This window comes from Winogradskyella sp. PC D3.3, from assembly GCF_054366245.1.
The window spans coordinates 1,869,803-1,887,941 of record NZ_CM135962.1; the positions used below are offsets into that span (position 1 = coordinate 1,869,803).

Genomic DNA, 18,139 nt, shown 5'->3' on the forward strand with positions numbered 1-18,139 from the left:
AAGAATTTGTATCGTGTCACGCTCACTTAGTGAAGGCGGTGCCGATAGAGTGGCAGCTATGCAATCTATTTTTTTATCAGATTTAGGATATGATGTTTATATCGTAACCATACTCAACAGTATAAAGTATCCTTACAAAGGTGAATTATTCAATTTAGGTGAAATTAAAGAGCAGAATGATTCTATGTTAGGCCGATTTAAACGCTTGTTGTTGTTTCGTAAATATTTAAAGGAGAATAGAATTGATATTGTCATTGACCATCGTGTGCGTTGTAAACGTTTTTCAGAATATATTATTTCTGGATTGATATATCCAAAAACGACCATTTATATTGTGCATAATTTTACAATTGAACGTTATTTTCCACCAGTAAAGTGGTTGACAAAATTATTGTACGGAAAAGCTAAAAAGATTGTGACAGTTTCTGAAGGTATTGAGAAAAAAGTAAAAGAATTATATAATTTCAATAATTTAGAAACTATTTATAATCCAATAGATTTTGATTACTTAAATCGTTTGAAAGCGGCTAATGTTGCTATAGCCGTTCCATTTATTTTTTGGTATGGACGTTTTGAAGAAGATCAAAAGAATGTAGCATTATTAGTGGATGCTTATTCTAAATCAGAACTTTCAACGCAAGGCATTAAGCTTGTACTTATGGGCGATGGAAAAGATAAAAATTGGATAGTAGAAAAGATTTCAGATTTAAATTTAAATGGTTTAATAGAAGTATTACCCTTTTCTGAAAATCCTTTTGCATATATTGATAAATCGATATTCACGGTGTTATCTAGCAAATATGAAGGTTTTCCTATGACCGTTTTAGAATCTCTAGCTTGTGGAGTTCCTGTGGTTAGTGTCGAATATAAAAATCATGAGGATGGTGTAATTGTAAATGAAGTTAATGGTTTATTGGTCAAAAATCATAATCCGTTGGCATTATCAAAAGCCCTAAATCGTTTTATTAAGGATGAAAAATTATATCTTCGTTGCAAAGCCCATGCAAAACAAAGTGTAGAACCTTTTTCGGTTCAAAATATTTCAAAACAATGGCAAATTTTAATAGAAAATTAATGAGTACAACAATTGATGATGTTTCTATCCTAGAAATTCCTAGAGTACATGACGAACGTGGCCTTTTAGCCGTTATTGAAAAAAACACGATACCTTTTAAAATTGAACGTGTCTATTATTTGTACGATGTGCCTTCGGATGCATTTAGAGGTGGTCATGCTCATAAAGAACTTTATCAACTTATTATTCCGCTTTCTGGCAGTTTTGATGTGTTATTGAAAGACGGAAAAAAGAGTAAAATAGTGAAACTTAATAAACCTCATAAGGGATTATTGGTTGTGCCAGGTATATGGAGAGAAATTGATAATTTTTCTTCAGGTTGTGTTTGCTTAGTATTAGCGTCTTCAGAATATGACGAATTAGATTACATTAGAGAATATAATGATTTTCTAAGCTTTAAAAAGTTTTAAATACAATGTGTTTTTTATAATGTAAGGTCTCATTTTATTCAGTAATCTCAGTAAAAATGAAGGAGTTTTTAATAATGTCTTTTGCTTGAAATTGAGATTTTCAAAATCTATTGAATCTTTTGTGTCTCTATAAATTTTAGATTCTCCATTTATTTTAGTGCGCAATGCTAAGCCGTAGCGTTTTAAGTCTAAATACTGTTTTAAACTCTTATTGTTTTCTTCAAAAGATTTGTAAGCGTTTAAAAAGTCAAAGCGTACATCATTAATTTCACTTTTAGATAAGCTATTGACAATCGCTTTGTTGTAGCACATGGTAACCTTAGGGTTGAATACAATAGTTTGGTTGAGTGCTATTCTTATCCATAAGTCTAAATCTTGTCCAGTAGAGTATTTACTATTAAACATACCCGAGCTTAAGAATTTTTCTCTCGAAATTGCAGCAGCAGATGTCCAAATTACGGTGTCTTTTAAACTGGCTTTAAAAAAATCTTCAACAATGCATGGCTCGTTAGCATATTCAAAATTGAATTTTGCAGGTTGTATGTACGAGTCATTATAATTAACTTCATAATTATTACCATAAAGACCAGCATTTGGAAATTGCTCAATGCTTTCTTTTAATGTTTGTAAATGATTTGTTTTCCAAGATCATCAGCATCTAAAAAAGCTAAAAACTTGCCTTTTGCCAATTTTGAAGCATAATTTCGAGCTTTACTTACTCCGGCATTGGCCTGATAGACCAGATTTATGTTTTCAGAATTAAAGCCTTTAACTATAGCCTCACTTTGATCTGTAGAGCCATCGTTGACTATAACAATTTCGTAATCTGTAAAATTTTGATTTAAGACACTTTCTAGACAATCAGAAATATAATCGGCTTTGTTGTATAATGGAATTATGACAGAGAAAAAGGGCATATTAATGAGTTTCTAATAAATGTTGAGCAATGGTTTTTGAGGATTGTAAGGTGTCATCAGTAATAGCACCTTGCAATAAAACACTATTATATAAAGCCTTTTTAAATGTATCAATTTTTACCGTATCAGGCACATTATACATGGCTTTTTCTAAAATTGAAGATAAGTCTTCTTTGGTTTTAAGTTTAAGACAAATTTGATCATTATCATAAAATGCATTTCCTAAAACGACTACTGTTTTATAGGCTAAAATAGCTTCTATTCCAACAGTAGAATTATTAACCACCACAATTTTTGCAAAGTTTATAGCCTCTAGTAATGGGGTGTTATTATCTATTGGAATATGATTTTTATGTGCAAACTCATACATGGATGTGTCATATTTATTAATGTATAAAGGATGCTCTCTTATAATTAGCTTGATGTCTTTGGGCAGATTAGAATATACACTAGTTATAATTTCAGTATGTGTTTTAAAATTAGGACTGTGATAAATCATATTTACATCTTTAGGAATTTGAAGTATTAACAACACATAAGGTTGTGCTGCTTTTTTTGAATTTTCTAAAGAATTATATGGCTTTTTTAAAGCACGATGAATAACATCTGTATATTTTAAATCAGGAGGATAGATTGCTGTATTTTCAAACAATATAGCACATAAAAAATCCATACCACGATAGAATGGCGAACGTTTATAAGGTTTTGAAGTCGCAGTTCTTTGTGTTTTAGATTGTAAAACTGTATGGTTAGTGGTATTAGAATTAAATTTAGTTCTAATACTCAAATTCGCATTTACACCTTCATTATCAAAAAAAGTGGTATTAAAAGGCCCTTGTTCAATAAAATAAATCTTTATATTCTGCTGTTTTGCAAGTGCAATAGCGATTTCAATACAAAGTCTAGAGTCCCCAAGTGTCAATAAAAAATCCGGTTGCTCTTTTGTAAATCGCTTATCAAATATATCGATGTAAGCCAAAGCTTGCAACTGTAATGCTTTTTTTGAAATTTTAGAATTTAAGGCTAAATGAAATTTTATGTGGTTGTTATATGAAATTCCTTTATAGGTATCCGAAGTTTTTATAGTTGTTTGATAGAGTTGCTTTTTACGGAGTACTATTAGCCAAGCTTTGAGAGCAATCCAACTACTAAATTTTAATCGGAATAAATTATAAAGAAACCCACTGAGATGAATGCTGTAAATTTTAAAAATAAGAGTAGAGTGGTGTTGCGTTTCAAGATGCTTTTTAATATCAAGAAAATATCTTGAAAACTTGTCGTAGTACCCAATACATATTACAGTCATGTTTAAGTGTGAAAATTTAAATTTAGTGTTTTTAACTAAATTATATAGAATTAGAGATTAACATCTCATTTAGAATCAAATTCTTTTTAACTCTTACGTTGCACCACTTCAAACACCTTGTTTTCGTCGCATTTTAAGGTTTTGCTCGGATATTTTAAAAGTAAAGCATAATCGTGTGTCGCCATTAAAATGGTGTTACCATTTTTATTAATATCTTGCAAGACTTCCATGACTTCAACACTGGTTTGTGGATCTAAATTTCCGGTTGGCTCATCGGCTAAAATCAGTTCAGGATCATTTAACAAAGCACGTGCAATAGCTATACGTTGCTGTTCACCACCAGAAAGTTCATGTGGATATTTAAAGCCTTTGGTCTTCATGGCCACCTTATCTAAAACTGTATCTATACGGTCTTTAATACGGTCTTTTTCTTTCCAACCTGTTGCTTTTAACACGAATTCTAAATTTCCAATAATAGTACGATCTGGTAATAATTTAAAATCTTGAAAAACGATACCCAATTTTCGTCTTAAAAACGGAATATCTTTTTCTTTCATGGTTTTTAAATTGAAATCTACAATTGAACCTTCTCCTTCGGTTAATTGTAAATCACCATAAAGGGTTTTCATGAAACTACTTTTTCCACTTCCTGTTTTACCAATAAGATAGACAAAATCTCCTTTCTTCATTTCAAAATTCACCTTAGACAGTACCATACTGTCGCCTTGATAAATTGTAGCATCTCTAAGTTCTAAAACCGTTTCGGACATATTATAAATATAAATAATTGGTAACTGTAAATGTATTGCTTAAAATTTCAAATCCAAAACTTAAGTTTTAAATTCCAATATAGAATTCTATTTTCAACCAACAACCAACTATAAATCAAAATAATCGATATAATTCTGTAAATCTTTATCACCACGACCAGATAAACTAATCACCACAACGTCGCTAGGTTTAAACGTTTTATGTTTAAAAATAGCCAAGGCATGCGAACTTTCGATAGCCGGAATAATACCTTCCAATTGCGTTAATTCTAAACCAGAATTCATAGCTTCATCGTCGGTTGCTGAATAAAATTCACCACGACCTGTTTTATACAAATGTGAATGTAGTGGCCCAACACCAGGATAATCTAACCCTGCAGAAATAGAATAGGGCTCTGTAATTTGTCCGTCTTTAGTTTGCATTAATAAGGTTTTGCAACCGTGTATAATCCCTTCTTTTCCTAAAACAGAAGTTGCGGCACTTTCACCTGAGTGAATCCCTTTTCCAGCGGCTTCTACAGCAATAATACCAACATCTTCATTATCTAAAAAATGATGATAGGTTCCTGCGGCATTACTGCCTCCACCAATACAAGCGACCACGTAATCCGGATTTTCTCGACCTTCTTTTTCTTTTAATTGCCATTTTATTTCTTCGGAAATTACCGATTGAAATTGCGTCACCATATCCGGATAAGGATGAGGTCCAATAGCAGAACCAATAATGTAATGGGTGTCAACCGGATTATTAATCCAATCGCGAATAGCTTCATTAGTAGCGTCTTTCAACGTTCTGCTACCAGATAACGCAGGAACAACTTTGGCGCCTAACATTTTCATTCGGGCGACGTTTGGGGCTTGACGTGCAATATCAATTTCTCCCATATAAACCACACAGTCAATACCTGTTAAAGCACAAACGGTTGCGGTTGCAACGCCGTGTTGACCAGCTCCAGTTTCGGCAATTATTCTGTTTTTACCTAAACGTTTCGCCATCAGAATTTGACCAATGGTATTGTTGATTTTGTGAGCACCAGTATGATTTAAATCCTCACGTTTTAAATAGACCTTGGTATTGTATTTTTCTGAAAGACGTTTCGCAAAATAGAGTGGAGAAGGACGACCAACGTAATCTTTTAAAAGTTGATTGAACTCTTCTTGAAACGAAGGTTCAGCCATAATCTTTAAATAGTTTTGGCGCAACTCTTCTACATTAGGATAAAGCATTTCGGGAATGTATGCTCCACCGAACTCACCGTAATAGCCTTTTTCATTGATGTTGTATGTGTTTTTCATAAGCCTTTGTCATTCCTGCGAAGGCAGGAATCTATTAATTTTGATTTTCATTGTGGATTCCGCATCACGTGCGGAATGACAGATGAGTTATAAATTTTTCTAATTCTTCAATATTTTTCAATCCAGGTTCAATTTCAAATTTACTATTCACATCAATAGCATAACAGTACTTTGAAGCCGGACTTTCTTTGAATTCTTTTAGTTTTTCAATTTCATGTAATCCAATACCACCACTTAAAAAATAAGGTTTGGTTGATGGATACTGCTCTAATACATTCCAGTTGAAGGTGTAACCGTTTCCGCCTGGTAATTTTCCTTTGGTATCGAATAAAAAATAATCACAGACATCTTCAAAAGGTTGAAGCACATCAAAGTTGAATTCATCTTTAATGCTGAATACTTTAATCACTTCCACATTATTTAGTTGACTGCAATACTCTGGTGATTCTGAACCATGAAGTTGAACAGCTTGCAAATTGAATTTTTCTATGGTGTCTTTTACGGTTTTTAGTTCTTCATCCACAAAAACACCAATCTTTTTAATTGATTTTGGCAATTCAGGAATACTAGAATCAAAATGTCTGGTTGATTTTTTATAAAATATAAAACCGAGATAGTCAGGTCGCAAACTAGCCACAGCTTCCAGGTTATCCTCATATTTCATTCCGCAGACTTTTAGTTTCATCTTCATTTTCGCGAAAGCGGGAATCTCACCACGCATTCGACTTTTTTAAATTATTATGTATTGAGACCTGCTAGGTCTTTTATAAATTGAGTAGCACTTGCTTCAGGGTTCTCTGTTTTCATAAAGTTTTCGCCGATTAAAAAACCTTTGTATCCATAAGGCTGTAGTTTTTTGATGGCGTCCACCGAACTAATACCTGATTCTGACACTTTTACAAAATCGTTAGGTATCAATGCACTCAATTGTTTTGAGATGTCTAAACTGACTTCAAATGTTTTTAAATTTCTGTTATTCACACCTAACATATCTAAAGATGGCATAATTGACTTGTGTAATTCGTCTTCGTTATGGACTTCTAATAACACATCAAGTTTTAGGCTTTTCGCTAATTCAGAAAACTGCTTAATTTCAGCTTTAGTTAATATGGCTGCAATTAGTAAAATAGCATCTGCACCAATGGCTTTGGCTTCAATAATCTGATATTCATCAATAATAAATTCTTTTCGAAGCAAAGGCAATTCGCAATTTTCTCTAGCAATCATTAAATCGTCCATGGAACCACCAAAATAAATCTCGTCTGTTAAAATAGACATGCCACATACTCCTGCGTTTTCGTAACCATAGGCAACATCTTCAACCAAAGCAGTATCATTTATAATGGATTTAGAAGGTGACTTACGTTTAAACTCTGCAATAATACCAGTCTGACTAGCTCTTAGTTTGTCTGACAATGACCTTGTTTTTATTCCAAAATAAGGTGATTGTTCATAAGCTTTTATAGGAATTAGTTCTTTTTTAAGATTAACCTCCTTGCGTTTGTCTATTACTATTTTGTCTAAGATGTTCATTTGCTTAATTCAATTAGTTTATCTAAACTCTGTTTTGCTTTTCCACTAACAAGCGATTCTTTGGCCAATTCAAAACCTTCCTTGTGTGAAATTTGTTTAGCCGTAGCAATAGCTAGTCCGGCGTTAGCACACACCACATTGTGCTGTGCTTCTGTACCTTTATAATTAATAACGCTTTTAAAAATTTCGGCAGCCATTTTGATACTGTTTCCTCCAAAAATTTCAGATTGTTGAATTTGTGAAAGGCCTAGATAAGAAGGTTCAAATAAAACTTCAGATGTATTAGAAATCACTTTTGTTTTTCCCGTTAATGAGATTTCATCATAACCATCTAAAGCATGGACAATCGCATAGTTTTTATTTGTTTCTTGATATAAATAACTGTATAATCTTAACAATTCAAGATTAAAAACACCAACCATTTGATTTTTTGGAAATGCCGGATTTACCATAGGACCTAACATATTGAAAAAGGTTTTTACTCCCAATTCTTTTCGGATTGGTGCTACATTTTTCATAGCAGGATGAAACAAAGGTGCATGTAAAACACAAATACCAGCCTCATCTATACTACGTTTTAAAAAGTCGGTATCATTTGTGAATTTTATGCCTAAATATTCCATAACATTTGAAATCCACAAGCTGATGATACACCGTAATTTCCGTGCTTCGTAACGTGGACTCCTGCTCCTGCAGTTACAAATGAAGATAAGGTTGAAATATTAAAAGTGTCTTTTCCATCACCTCCAGTTCCACATAAATCAATGGTTTCGTAATTATCTAAATTTACAGGAATACATAATTCTAAAAGTGCATCTCTAAAACCACGAAGTTCATCAGTGGTAATACTTCGCATCATATAAACGGTTACGAACGATGCAATTTGACTTTGATTATATTTTCCTTCGGATATGTTCACCAAGACGTTTTTTGCTTCTTCACTAGAGATGCTTTCTTGGTTAATGAGTCTGTTTAATAATTGTTTCATAGTAATGCCTGCGAAAGCAGGTATCTTTTTATTTACTCTTTCTTTCTTTCTTTCTTTCTTTCTTTCTGAAAAGCATAGTTTTTTTTCTAACCTTGTCTAAATCTAGGATGTTACTGTTTACTAAAAACTGAGACTGAGGAAGAAACAGAATCCTCTATTCACTCATTTACCCAATTCTTAAGAATCTTTTTTCCATCTGGCGTCAACACCGATTCCGGATGATATTGTACACCTTTTACATCATAAATCTTATGTCTTAACGACATGATTTGTCCGTTTGCGTCAAAAGACGTGGCTTCTAAACAATCTGGCAAATTGGCATTAACGACCCATGAATGATATCTGCCCACTTCAAAAGTTTTACCTAAGCCTTTAAAAAGGGATTCATCATCCACTGAAAGTGTAATGCTAGTGGCTACACCATGATACACATTATCTAAATTTTCTAATGAACCACCAAAAACTTCTCCAATAGCTTGTTGTCCTAAACAAACACCTAAGATACTTTTGGTTGGAGCATAAGTTTCTATAATCTGTTTCAATAAACCAGCTTCATCTGGAATACCAGGTCCTGGAGACAACACAATTTTTTCAAAAGCATCGACGTCTTCTAGCGTTAGTTTATCGTTTCGTTTTACGGTGACTTCACAATCTAAGTCCTCTAAATAATGAACTAGATTGTATGTGAAACTGTCGTAATTGTCTATGACTAATATTTTTTTCATTTTATGCCTGCGAAAGCAGGTATCTTTTTGATTATACTTCAATTTTTTAAATAGATTCCTGCCTACGCAGGAATGACTGCTAATTCAAATTTCCTCAGCCTGTTCAATCGCTTTTGTTAAAGCACCAAGCTTATTATAAACTTCTTGCAATTCACTTTCGGGATTAGATTTGGCAACCAATCCTGCGCCTGCTTGCCAAAATAATTTATGATCCTGACTTAAAAATGTTCTAATCATAATGGCATGATTAAAATTACCGTTAAAATCCATAAAACCGATAGCTCCACCATAATAACCTCTGCTCGTTTTTTCGTACTTTTCAATCAACTGCATGGCTTTGTGTTTTGGTGCTCCACTTAGAGTTCCAGCTGGAAATGTGTCTGCAACCACTTGCATGGTGTCGGTGTTTTTGTGAATTGTACCTGTAACTTTACTTACTAAATGAATGACGTGAGAGAAGAATTGTACTTCTCTATAATTTTCTACAGTAACATTGCTTCCGTTTCTACTTAGGTCGTTTCTGGCTAAGTCAACTAACATAACATGCTCGCTGTTTTCTTTGTCATCTTTTATTAATTCTTCAGCTAATTGCGCGTCTTTAAGGTCGTTTCCACTTCGCTTAAAAGTACCAGCAATAGGGTGAATTTCGGCTTTACCATCACTAACTACCAATTGTGCTTCTGGTGAGCTACCAAATATTTTAAAATTCCCATAATCAAAATAGAATAGGTAAGGAGAAGGGTTAATACTTCTTAAGGCTCTGTAAACATTAAATTCATCACCACTAAATTGTTGCGAGAATTGTTTAGACAGTACCAATTGAAAGACATCTCCGCGACCACAATGTTTTTTTGCCAGTTCTACGTGTGCTTTATATTCGTCGTCTGTAAGATTTGATTCAATAGTGCCTTTAGTTTTAAAATCGTAAGAAGCGTATTGTCTGGTTTGGATCAATTGTAAAACGTCGTCAATATTATTTTCGTTATGAAAGCAGTGCGCAAAAATATAAGCTTCATTTTTTTGATGGTCTATAGCAATGATGTTTTGATACACAGCATAGTATATTTCAGGAATAGACACTGAATGGTCTTTTTTTGAAATCTCAATGTCTTCAAAATACTTTACAGCATCATACGCGGTGTACCCAAAAATTCCATTATTTATAAACTTGAATTCTTTATTTGAATCCACTTTAAAACGTTGTGTGAATTTGTGTATCTCTTCAACAACACCTACGGTTCCTATAGGACTAGTCTTTATACTTCCGTCAGGAAAAGTTTGAAAAATTATATCATTTTCAACTTTTATAGAAGCAATAGGATTGCAACATATATAAGAAAAATTATTGTCGTTAGCATGGTAATTACTACTTTCTAACAAGATACTATTTGGGAATTTATCTCTAATCTTTAGATAAATGCTCACAGGAGTAATGGTGTCTGCTAAGATTTTTTTATAATGGGTGTTTAAACTAAATGTTTTCATTTTATGTCAAATTCAATTTGATGTCTCTTTAGACAGAGACAGGTTTCAATATAATAGCTTATGAAGCCTTTGTAAAAAAAAAAAGGCTTGTCGTGAATGACAAGCCTTTTTATATATATAAGTTTTACATACCAAGGATGATTTCACGAACGTAAGTTTGAGAAATTCCACCACCAAGTATGATTTGTATTTATTTTCATTTGAGCATCAAAGATAGAAATCAAATTTCGGATTTCAAACACTTTAGGAAAAAAAGATTCCTGTATTAGGGTTTTACTAAAAACAGGAATCAAAATTTAAATGTTACTAAAGTTAGTTATTAGGGATTAAAACTTAAGGGTTACATTTAAATCAAAGTCATCATAAATAGCTTTATCTTTTAAAGTTTCTAAAAGAGAAGGCGATTTGTAAGTGATGTTATGTTTTGTTCTATCAATTTTTAAACTTGCGGTTGCTGTGTTGCCTTTAATTAACATTGGAAAAGAGATCGCTTCCGTTTTTCCTTTAATAGTAACATCTGCATTTACATTAAAAGCACCATTTTTACCTGTAACCGATGTAATTTCTAAAGTTGCTGTAGGGAATTCTTCTACACCAAAGAAATCATCAGATTTTAAATGACCATCTAATTTTCCTTTGTATTCTCCTTGTAAATCTGTGGTATTAATAGAAGTCATATCTATGGTAAAATTTCCACCAGTTAACATTTTGCCATCAAATGATAAAGTACCACTTTTTAGATTAATCGTTCCAGTATGTTCTCCGCCTACTTTATAGCCTTTCCATATTACTGAGCTCTCTTCAACTTTTACGGTTTTGTCTTTTAATGTCGTAAAAGACATAAATGATAATGCTAAAATTAATAGCATAGCAATGTTTGAATTTCTGTTTTTCATAATTATTTGTTTTTAAGTTTTATTAAAAGGGTGTTCAATTGTGTTAACTCGTCTGGAGTTAAGTTTTTTGTAATATTTTTTTCTGTGTGATCTATAATTGGGTCTACTGTTTTTAGCGTTTCTAAACCTAAATCTGTAATAACAATTTCAACTTTTCTCCTATTGGATTTGCAAATCGTACGTTTTACGAATTTTTTATTTATCAGCTTATCAACCAATCTAGTGGTATTACTCATTTTACTTACCATACGTTCTTGTATATCTTGTAAGTTTATGGCATTGCCATGTTGACCTCTTAAAATCCTAAGCACATTGAATTGTTCTAAGGATAAATCGAAAGGTTTTAGCTCTAATAACAATTCATCTTTTATCCATGTGGTGGTATGAAAAATGTTTATTACTGTCGCTCTTGATATCGGTAAATCAGCTTTTATTTTTAATATGTCATTCAATTCTCTCATATACAACAATTGTATATACAAATGTATGTGTTTTATCGAGACAGAAAATTAATATTTTGTTAAATTTATTAAGTTGTGGGCTTTGGGTGGTTAAGAGGTAGATCTTTCAAGAAGGGATGGATTAAATTGAAAGACTTTTGGATATTTGATTGTATAGCTAACGTTTATCTACCGTAGATTCCTACGTTTTAGATGGAATATGTTAAAAAGTGAATCCGAAATGTAACACTTCTGTTATTTTTTCGTTTATGTTATAATGAAATGTTAATTTTGCTAAAAATTTAGATTAAAAAAATGGCTGATTTATCACAAGAAGAATGGACAAAACAACTCGAAGCAGACGATAATGCTGTTGTTTTGGATGTAAGAACACAAGATGAAATAAATTTAGGTATGATTCCTAATGCAATTCATATTGATATATTTAAAGGACAGGGTTTTATTTATGAAGTAGAAGAATTAGATAAAACAAAAAATTACTATGTATATTGTAAGTCGGGTAATAGAAGTGGACAAGCTTGTGCCATTATGAATCAATTAGATATTGAAAATGCTTATAACCTTTTAGGTGGTTTTAATGAATGGCAAGGTGAAGTTGCCCACAAGTAATGATTTTAAAACAAACAATAATGAAAAGAGTATTTGTAATATGTTGTTTATTGTTAACGCTAGGAGTTAGCACAAGTTGTTTAAATAGTGTTGAGACCGACTCTGAAATAAAGCTAATAACAGCTGATGAAATGCAATCTATTTTAGAGTTGGAGGAAGTGCAATTAATAGATGTAAGAACGCCTAAAGAATACGATGGAGGTTTTATTGCTAATGCGCAAAACATTGATTTTATGTCTCCAACATTTGATGACGACATAACAAAATTAGATAAAAATAAACCTGTGATACTGTATTGTAAATCTGGCGGTCGAAGTGCTAAATGTGCTAAAAAGATGAAAGATGCAGGATTTAAAAAAATATATGATTTACAAGGCGGAATTTCCAAATGGCAACACGCTAACGATATAAAAACCGAAGGAAAATCTTAACACACTAACCGAACTTAACGTTCGGTTTTTTTATACTCCTAATTCTCTTCTCGAATTCTTAAGATTTTTATAAATTAGACGACTGTAAACAGAGAGCTGAAAGACTTCTGTTACATTTGCAAATTAACATGTCGTTTATGAATTTTAAAAAAGCACTTCTACTTTGCCTTTTGGCATTTTCGTTTTCATTCAATTTATTTTCTCAAGTTTTCGATCCCGTAAAATGGGAAACAAAAGTCGAAAAGATTTCCGATACGGAATACAACCTTATTTCAATAGCAACTATAGATTCAGGGTGGCATTTGTATTCGCAAAATGTTCCAGAGAATGGACCAATTGCGACTAGTTTTTCATATACCAATACAAAGGATTTTGAACTTGTAGGTAAAACGTTAGAGGAAGATGGACATACTGTTGATGATCCTGTTTTTCAAATGCGCATCAAGTTTTTTGAAAATAAGGCAGAGTTCTCTCAACGTATTAAAATTCTAAATAAAGAATTATCATTAGTTGAAGCTGAGGTGGAATTTATGGTTTGTGATGATGAAAAGTGTTTGCCACCAAATTATATAGACCTTAAATTCAATTTTAAGAACGACTTAGACGCTGAAGAGGATGCTTCAGAAGTGAGTCTCGATATTATGGGAGCGACTCCTAAAATCATTGAACCTGTTAAATGGAGTACTTCTGTTGAAAAATTGAATGATACTGAATTGATTTTAGTGGCTACAGCAACCATAGATAAAGGTTGGAAACTATATGCTCAAAATATTGATGAAGGCGGACCAATTCCAACAAGTTTTGATTATACATTAAAAGAAGGGGTTGCTCTGGTTGGAGCAACTAACGAAGAAAAAGGAGAAGAGAGTATAGATAAGGTCTTCGATATGAAGATTAAATACTTTAAAAATAAAGCTCAATTTAGACAGAAAATAAAAGTTTCAGATGCAACAATTTCTAAAGTTGTATCGGAGGTTGGTTTTATGTCTTGCAATGATACGCAATGTACAGCGCCAACTTATGTCGATTTAGAATATGATTTAACTAAGACTGTTGTTGCTAAATCGGATGTGAACGAAGCCTCGGATATCGACGATGAGTCGAGCAAAGGTTTATGGTCTATTTTTATTATTGCTTTCTTTTCAGGATTTGTCGCGTTATTAACACCATGCGTGTTTCCAATGATACCAATGACAGTAAGTTTCTTTATAAAACAAAGCCAATCTAAAGCCAAAGGCATCCGTAATGCTATTATTTATGGTTTATCAATTATTATTATCTATGTTTTATTAGGAACAATCATAACAGCAATTTTTGGTGCCGATGCCTTAAATGCCTTAGCAACAAACGTTTGGTTTAACCTTATTTTCTTTATATTATTAGTGGTTTTTGCCATTTCATTTTTAGGTGCTTTTGAAATTGTATTACCAAATTCATGGGCAAATAAAGCCGATAGGCAAGCTGATAGAGGTGGACTTGTTGGCATCTTTTTTATGGCTTTAGCCTTAGCCATTGTCTCGTTTTCTTGTACAGGGCCAATAGTTGGAACTATTTTGGTTGAAGCGGCTTCAAAAGGAGGTATCGCACCCGTAATAGGAATGTTAGGCTTTTCATCTGCAATCGCATTACCTTTTGCATTATTTGCTGCTTTTCCAGGTTGGTTAAATTCATTACCAAAATCAGGAGGCTGGTTAAATACTGTGAAAGTCGTTTTAGGATTTTTAGAATTAGCCCTAGCGTTTAAATTCTTATCGCAAGCCGATTTAGTATTGCAATTACATTTCTTAGAACGTGAAGTATTCATAGCGATATGGATTGCTGTTTTTGGAACATTGTCGTTATATCTCTTTGGGAAAATCCAATTACCACACGATTCTCCATTAAAACATATTTCTGTAGGACGACTATTATTTGGTTTACTAACATTGACGTTTACAATTTATATGATTCCTGGACTTTGGGGTGCACCTTTAAAAATTATAAGTGCCTTTCCTCCTCCATTAGATTATTCTGAATCTCCGTATGGAGTTGGTAATTCTAAAGGTGGTGGTTCAGCAAGTACAATAGATATTCCTGAGGGAGCTCATTTGTTAGCACCACATGATATTTTAGCATTTAATGATTACGAAACCGGTTTGGCTTATGCTAAAAAAGTAGGAAAGCCAGTAATGCTCGATTTTACAGGTTGGGCTTGCGTTAATTGCCGAAAGATGGAACAAAATGTTTGGGTAGATCCTCAAGTGTTATCTAAGCTTAAAAATGATATTGTGCTTATTTCACTATACGTAGATGAGCAAATAGATTTTCCTGAAGGTGAAGCACCAGATTCTAAATTAAGACCAGGGAAAAAACTAAGAAACAAAGGGCAGCTATGGAGCGAAATGCAAACCATTAAATATAAAACCAATACACAGCCGTATTATGTTTTGATGGATCATAATGAAGAAAATCTAAATGAGCCTGTTGCTTATACTCCAGATATAGAGGAATATGAGGCTTGGTTAAAAGAAGGGATTGAAAATTTTAAAAATTAAAACACCAAACTAAATACAGAACCTTCACCTTCCACACTTTTTACAATAATTCTACCTTTATGAAGTAACATAATTTGCTTACAAAGGCTTAATCCAATGCCACTTCCTGTCGTTTTACTAGTAAAGAACGGTACAAAGATATTTTCTAAAATGTCTTTAGGAATTCCAGAGCCATTGTCTAAAACTTTAATTACAATATCTCTATTGGGGTTTTCAGAAGCAAGGACTTTAATTTCGGGATGGGCTTCATCTTTACAAGCATCAATAGCGTTTAAAATAAGGTTGATTAAGACTTGTTCTATAAGATGGGTGTCAATATCCAATTCTAGTTTAGGAGAGGTGACATTAAATGCTATACTTATATTTTTCGCCTTTATTGAAGGTTCCATTAACAACTGAAGATTATTAAATAAGTCTTCAATTTTAACACGTTGTAGGTTGAGGTGTGTGACTTTGCTCAAACTTCTATAGGTCTTCGCAAATTTTAAAAGGCCTTCACTACGGTTTTTAATGGTTTTGACTCCAGCGTTTAAATCGTCTAACTCAAGTCGTGTTTCTTCAGGTTGTTCTATGGCTAATTGTAAGTTTTTTTGAAGGGTATCTGCTAAGGATGAAATCGGAGCAATAGAATTCATGATTTCGTGTGTCATCACACTTAAAAGTTTCTTCCAAGATTCCGATTCATTTTTATTTAAAGTATCATCGATATTCTGAATCACAATTAATTTGAACGCATCCTCTTTAACCTGAAATACGGTATCCGAAATCAAGATTTTAATACTTTCATTTTGAAGCGCAATCGAAATGGAATTCGGTTCTCTATGGTAGGTTTCAAAAATGGTATTGAATAATTCTGGTTTTCTGTTTTCTACAAACCGAATATTTTTAAACGACGGCATATCTAGCGTTTCCCCAAAAGAATCATTACTCCATAGCACGTCACCAGATTCTATATTATACGCAATAATCCCAATGTCTACCATTTCTAAAATCTTTTGAAGGTAAACGTATTGCGCTTCGTTTTGAGAGTTGATTTCTTTAATGGTTCTATTAATTTCATTAAAGCCTGTGTATAAAAAACGAATATCTTTTGGGCCTCTGTCTTCTGGAAACCATCTCGAAAAGTCACGATACTTAACCGCTTCAAAAAAATCATCCATCACCACAAACCTTCGTTTTACAAACGTGTAGGTATTAATACATAAGTAAAGTAGTGCAATGCTAATTACTACGATGTAAGCCGTCTGTTCCTTATATATGGTATAGGCTAATGCAAGTATGGTACTCACTAAAAGCAGAATTCTAAAAAAGAGCCAAAAGATGTAACTTCTATAGTTCATACTTTTCTAGTCTTCGGTATAAAGCAGCTCTTGTAATTCCTAGTTCTTTAGCCGATTTTGACACGTTGCCCTTATTTTTTTCAAGGACATTTAAAATCGCATTTTTTTCTAAATCGTCTAAGTTTAAACTTTTCGTGGTAATACTCGTTGCTGAGGACGGACGTTCTATTGATGAAAACACTAAGTCTTCAGGTTTTAAAACGGAACCATCGGTCATTATCACAGCACGTTCTAAAACGTATTGTAATTCTCTAACATTACCCGGAAAATCGTGGTTTTTTAATTTTGAAATAAAACCCGAATCAAATGAAAACGGACTTTTATTATATTTTTCGGCATATAAGGTGACAAAATGATGTGCTAATTCGGTAATATCTGTGCCACGATCTCTAAGTGGTGGCGCAATAATATCCACCGTATTTATTCTGTAAATTAAATCTTTTCGAAACTTCTTTTCATCCGCTAAAATTTGTGGGTCAATATTCGTCGCACAAACTAAGCGAATGTCAATAGGAATTGAAGTATTAGAACCTAAAGGCGTCACTTGTCTATTTTGTAAAACGGTGAGCAATCGTGCTTGTTGGGCTAAACTAATATTGCCAATTTCATCTAAAAATAATGTACCACCATGGGCAGCTTCAAAACGGCCTTTTCTATCTTCTCTAGCGTCTGTAAACGCTCCTTTTTTATACCCGAATAATTCACTTTCAAATAATGATTCGGTTAAAGCACCAACATCGACTTTTACAAAAGGTTGGTGTTTTCTATTGGAGTTATCATGAAGCGCACGAGCAATTAAATCTTTACCTGTGCCGTTTTCACCAAGGATTAAAACGTTGGCATCTGTTGGTGCCACTTTTTTAAGTTTGGTAAAGACATCCGTCATAACATCACTGTCGCCAATGATTTCAACGGTATTACTATTAAATTGTTTCTTCTGAGTGTTTTGGGATTTCTTTTGACTTAGGATCGTTGTAATCGTTTCTACAATTTTTTCATTCTTCCAAGGTTTCATCAAAAAGTCAGAAGCTCCTTCTTTTAATCCTCTAATCGCTAAATCAATATCAGCATAAGCGGTCATTAAAATAACTGAGGTTTCAGGTTTTTGTTTCCGAATTTTATTTAGCCAAAAGATACCTTCGTTACCTGTATTGACTAAACCATTAAAGTTCATGTCTAAAATGATAATGTCGTAGGAGGTACGCTCAATTTGAGACGTAATATTACTCGGATTTTTTTCGGTAACCACTTCCTTAACTAGTGGTTTTAAAAGCAGGCGTAATGCTGTTAATACATCAACATCATCGTCTATAACTAATATTGTAGCGTTTTTTAATACCATCACTCGATAATCGAGGTTTAT

General features: G+C 33.0%; 18 protein-coding genes and 1 pseudogene. 5 read left to right on the forward strand and 14 right to left on the reverse strand.

What is annotated here, in order from left to right:
• Positions 1-13 precede the first annotated feature (13 nt).
• Both ACXGSQ_RS08025 and ACXGSQ_RS08030 read left to right on the forward strand, forming a co-directional pair.
• Complete coding sequence (locus ACXGSQ_RS08025; protein ID WP_458629093.1) at positions 14-1,075, forward strand: glycosyltransferase; 1,062 nt, start codon at positions 14-16, stop codon at positions 1,073-1,075.
• Positions 1,075-1,485, forward strand: a complete 411-nt coding sequence (locus ACXGSQ_RS08030; protein ID WP_458629094.1) for a sugar 3,4-ketoisomerase — start codon at positions 1,075-1,077, stop codon at positions 1,483-1,485. The genes ACXGSQ_RS08025 and ACXGSQ_RS08030 overlap by 1 nt, the downstream gene beginning before the upstream one ends.
• Here the strand turns inward: ACXGSQ_RS08030 and ACXGSQ_RS08035 are convergent.
• From ACXGSQ_RS08035 to ACXGSQ_RS08090, 12 genes and pseudogenes are all read right to left on the reverse strand, one after another.
• On the reverse strand, positions 1,465-1,890 hold the full coding sequence (locus tag ACXGSQ_RS08035; protein WP_458629095.1) for a hypothetical protein: 426 nt from the start codon (positions 1,888-1,890) through the stop codon (positions 1,465-1,467). The two genes, ACXGSQ_RS08030 and ACXGSQ_RS08035, sit on opposite strands and share 21 nt — an antisense overlap.
• 212 nt (positions 1,891-2,102) lie before the next feature.
• Positions 2,103-2,402 carry a glycosyltransferase family 2 protein gene (locus ACXGSQ_RS08040; RefSeq protein WP_458629096.1) on the reverse strand — a complete coding sequence of 100 codons (300 nt, stop codon included), beginning with the start codon at positions 2,400-2,402 and terminating at the stop codon, positions 2,103-2,105.
• A 1-nt stretch (position 2,403) separates the two neighbouring features.
• Positions 2,404-3,708, reverse strand: coding sequence for a capsular polysaccharide export protein, LipB/KpsS family (locus tag ACXGSQ_RS08045; protein WP_458629097.1), 1,305 nt, complete (start codon positions 3,706-3,708; stop codon positions 2,404-2,406).
• 86 nt (positions 3,709-3,794) lie between these two features.
• Positions 3,795-4,478, reverse strand: a complete 684-nt coding sequence (locus ACXGSQ_RS08050; protein WP_115807575.1) for a cell division ATP-binding protein FtsE — start codon at positions 4,476-4,478, stop codon at positions 3,795-3,797.
• 108 nt (positions 4,479-4,586) lie between these two features.
• Positions 4,587-5,774, reverse strand: a complete 1,188-nt coding sequence (gene trpB / locus ACXGSQ_RS08055) for a tryptophan synthase subunit beta (RefSeq protein WP_458629098.1) — start codon at positions 5,772-5,774, stop codon at positions 4,587-4,589.
• A gap of 64 nt (positions 5,775-5,838) precedes the next feature.
• Complete coding sequence (locus ACXGSQ_RS08060; protein ID WP_458629099.1) at positions 5,839-6,459, reverse strand: phosphoribosylanthranilate isomerase; 621 nt, start codon at positions 6,457-6,459, stop codon at positions 5,839-5,841.
• 53 nt (positions 6,460-6,512) lie between these two features.
• A complete protein-coding gene (gene trpC, locus ACXGSQ_RS08065) occupies positions 6,513-7,307 on the reverse strand; it encodes an indole-3-glycerol phosphate synthase TrpC (protein ID WP_458629100.1) in 795 nt (264 codons plus the stop codon).
• Positions 7,304-8,295, reverse strand: a pseudogene (gene trpD / locus ACXGSQ_RS08070) (anthranilate phosphoribosyltransferase). Before trpD ends, trpC begins: the two are co-directional and overlap by 4 nt.
• A 158-nt stretch (positions 8,296-8,453) precedes the next feature.
• The gene (locus ACXGSQ_RS08075) at positions 8,454-9,020 is read right to left on the reverse strand and encodes an anthranilate synthase component II (protein ID WP_458629101.1); all 567 of its coding nucleotides are present in this window, start codon (positions 9,018-9,020) and stop codon (positions 8,454-8,456) included.
• 84 nt (positions 9,021-9,104) lie between these two features.
• Positions 9,105-10,505, reverse strand: coding sequence for an anthranilate synthase component I family protein (locus ACXGSQ_RS08080; protein ID WP_458629102.1), 1,401 nt, complete (start codon positions 10,503-10,505; stop codon positions 9,105-9,107).
• A 326-nt stretch (positions 10,506-10,831) separates the two neighbouring features.
• Positions 10,832-11,401, reverse strand: a complete 570-nt coding sequence (locus ACXGSQ_RS08085) for a YceI family protein (protein ID WP_458629103.1) — start codon at positions 11,399-11,401, stop codon at positions 10,832-10,834.
• Positions 11,402-11,403: 2 nt separating this feature from the next.
• Entirely contained in the window at positions 11,404-11,862 is a 459-nt protein-coding gene (locus ACXGSQ_RS08090; protein ID WP_458629104.1) for a MarR family winged helix-turn-helix transcriptional regulator, read from the reverse strand.
• Positions 11,863-12,156: 294 nt separating this feature from the next.
• Here ACXGSQ_RS08090 and ACXGSQ_RS08095 point away from each other — a divergent pair, with 294 nt between their 5' ends.
• The 3 genes from ACXGSQ_RS08095 (at position 12,157) to ACXGSQ_RS08105 (ending at position 15,436) form a co-directional block, all read left to right on the forward strand.
• Positions 12,157-12,471 (forward strand): rhodanese-like domain-containing protein, encoded by a 315-nt coding sequence (locus ACXGSQ_RS08095; protein WP_458629105.1) that lies wholly within the window; start codon positions 12,157-12,159, stop codon positions 12,469-12,471.
• 20 nt (positions 12,472-12,491) lie between these two features.
• Complete coding sequence (locus ACXGSQ_RS08100) at positions 12,492-12,902, forward strand: rhodanese-like domain-containing protein (protein ID WP_458629106.1); 411 nt, start codon at positions 12,492-12,494, stop codon at positions 12,900-12,902.
• 137 nt (positions 12,903-13,039) lie between these two features.
• Complete coding sequence (locus ACXGSQ_RS08105; protein WP_458629107.1) at positions 13,040-15,436, forward strand: protein-disulfide reductase DsbD family protein; 2,397 nt, start codon at positions 13,040-13,042, stop codon at positions 15,434-15,436.
• Here ACXGSQ_RS08105 and ACXGSQ_RS08110 read toward each other — a convergent pair.
• Together ACXGSQ_RS08110 and ACXGSQ_RS08115 are read right to left on the reverse strand one after the other, a co-directional pair.
• Positions 15,433-16,776: a sensor histidine kinase gene (locus ACXGSQ_RS08110; protein ID WP_458629108.1), complete on the reverse strand. Its 1,344-nt coding sequence runs from the start codon at positions 16,774-16,776 to the stop codon at positions 15,433-15,435. The two genes, ACXGSQ_RS08105 and ACXGSQ_RS08110, sit on opposite strands and share 4 nt — an antisense overlap.
• Entirely contained in the window at positions 16,766-18,118 is a 1,353-nt protein-coding gene (locus tag ACXGSQ_RS08115; protein ID WP_458629109.1) for a sigma-54-dependent transcriptional regulator, read from the reverse strand. The genes ACXGSQ_RS08110 and ACXGSQ_RS08115 overlap by 11 nt, the downstream gene beginning before the upstream one ends.
• Positions 18,119-18,139: the final 21 nt, after the last annotated feature.

Coding starts and splice junctions, on each gene's coding strand:
- trpC (WP_458629100.1), bottom strand. CDS start 7,307: ATGAACATCTTAGACAAAATAGTAATAGACAAACGCAAGGAGGTTAAT.
- ACXGSQ_RS08105 (WP_458629107.1), top strand. CDS start 13,040: ATGAATTTTAAAAAAGCACTTCTACTTTGCCTTTTGGCATTTTCGTTT.
- ACXGSQ_RS08095 (WP_458629105.1), top strand. CDS start 12,157: ATGGCTGATTTATCACAAGAAGAATGGACAAAACAACTCGAAGCAGAC.
- ACXGSQ_RS08050 (WP_115807575.1), bottom strand. CDS start 4,478: ATGTCCGAAACGGTTTTAGAACTTAGAGATGCTACAATTTATCAAGGC.
- ACXGSQ_RS08030 (WP_458629094.1), top strand. CDS start 1,075: ATGAGTACAACAATTGATGATGTTTCTATCCTAGAAATTCCTAGAGTA.
- trpB (WP_458629098.1), bottom strand. CDS start 5,774: ATGAAAAACACATACAACATCAATGAAAAAGGCTATTACGGTGAGTTC.
- ACXGSQ_RS08085 (WP_458629103.1), bottom strand. CDS start 11,401: ATGAAAAACAGAAATTCAAACATTGCTATGCTATTAATTTTAGCATTA.
- ACXGSQ_RS08110 (WP_458629108.1), bottom strand. CDS start 16,776: ATGAACTATAGAAGTTACATCTTTTGGCTCTTTTTTAGAATTCTGCTT.
- ACXGSQ_RS08115 (WP_458629109.1), bottom strand. CDS start 18,118: ATGGTATTAAAAAACGCTACAATATTAGTTATAGACGATGATGTTGAT.
- ACXGSQ_RS08035 (WP_458629095.1), bottom strand. CDS start 1,890: ATGTTTAATAGTAAATACTCTACTGGACAAGATTTAGACTTATGGATA.
- ACXGSQ_RS08075 (WP_458629101.1), bottom strand. CDS start 9,020: ATGAAAAAAATATTAGTCATAGACAATTACGACAGTTTCACATACAAT.
- ACXGSQ_RS08080 (WP_458629102.1), bottom strand. CDS start 10,505: ATGAAAACATTTAGTTTAAACACCCATTATAAAAAAATCTTAGCAGAC.
- ACXGSQ_RS08100 (WP_458629106.1), top strand. CDS start 12,492: ATGAAAAGAGTATTTGTAATATGTTGTTTATTGTTAACGCTAGGAGTT.
- ACXGSQ_RS08045 (WP_458629097.1), bottom strand. CDS start 3,708: ATGACTGTAATATGTATTGGGTACTACGACAAGTTTTCAAGATATTTT.
- ACXGSQ_RS08060 (WP_458629099.1), bottom strand. CDS start 6,459: ATGAAACTAAAAGTCTGCGGAATGAAATATGAGGATAACCTGGAAGCT.
- ACXGSQ_RS08090 (WP_458629104.1), bottom strand. CDS start 11,862: ATGAGAGAATTGAATGACATATTAAAAATAAAAGCTGATTTACCGATA.
- ACXGSQ_RS08040 (WP_458629096.1), bottom strand. CDS start 2,402: ATGCCCTTTTTCTCTGTCATAATTCCATTATACAACAAAGCCGATTAT.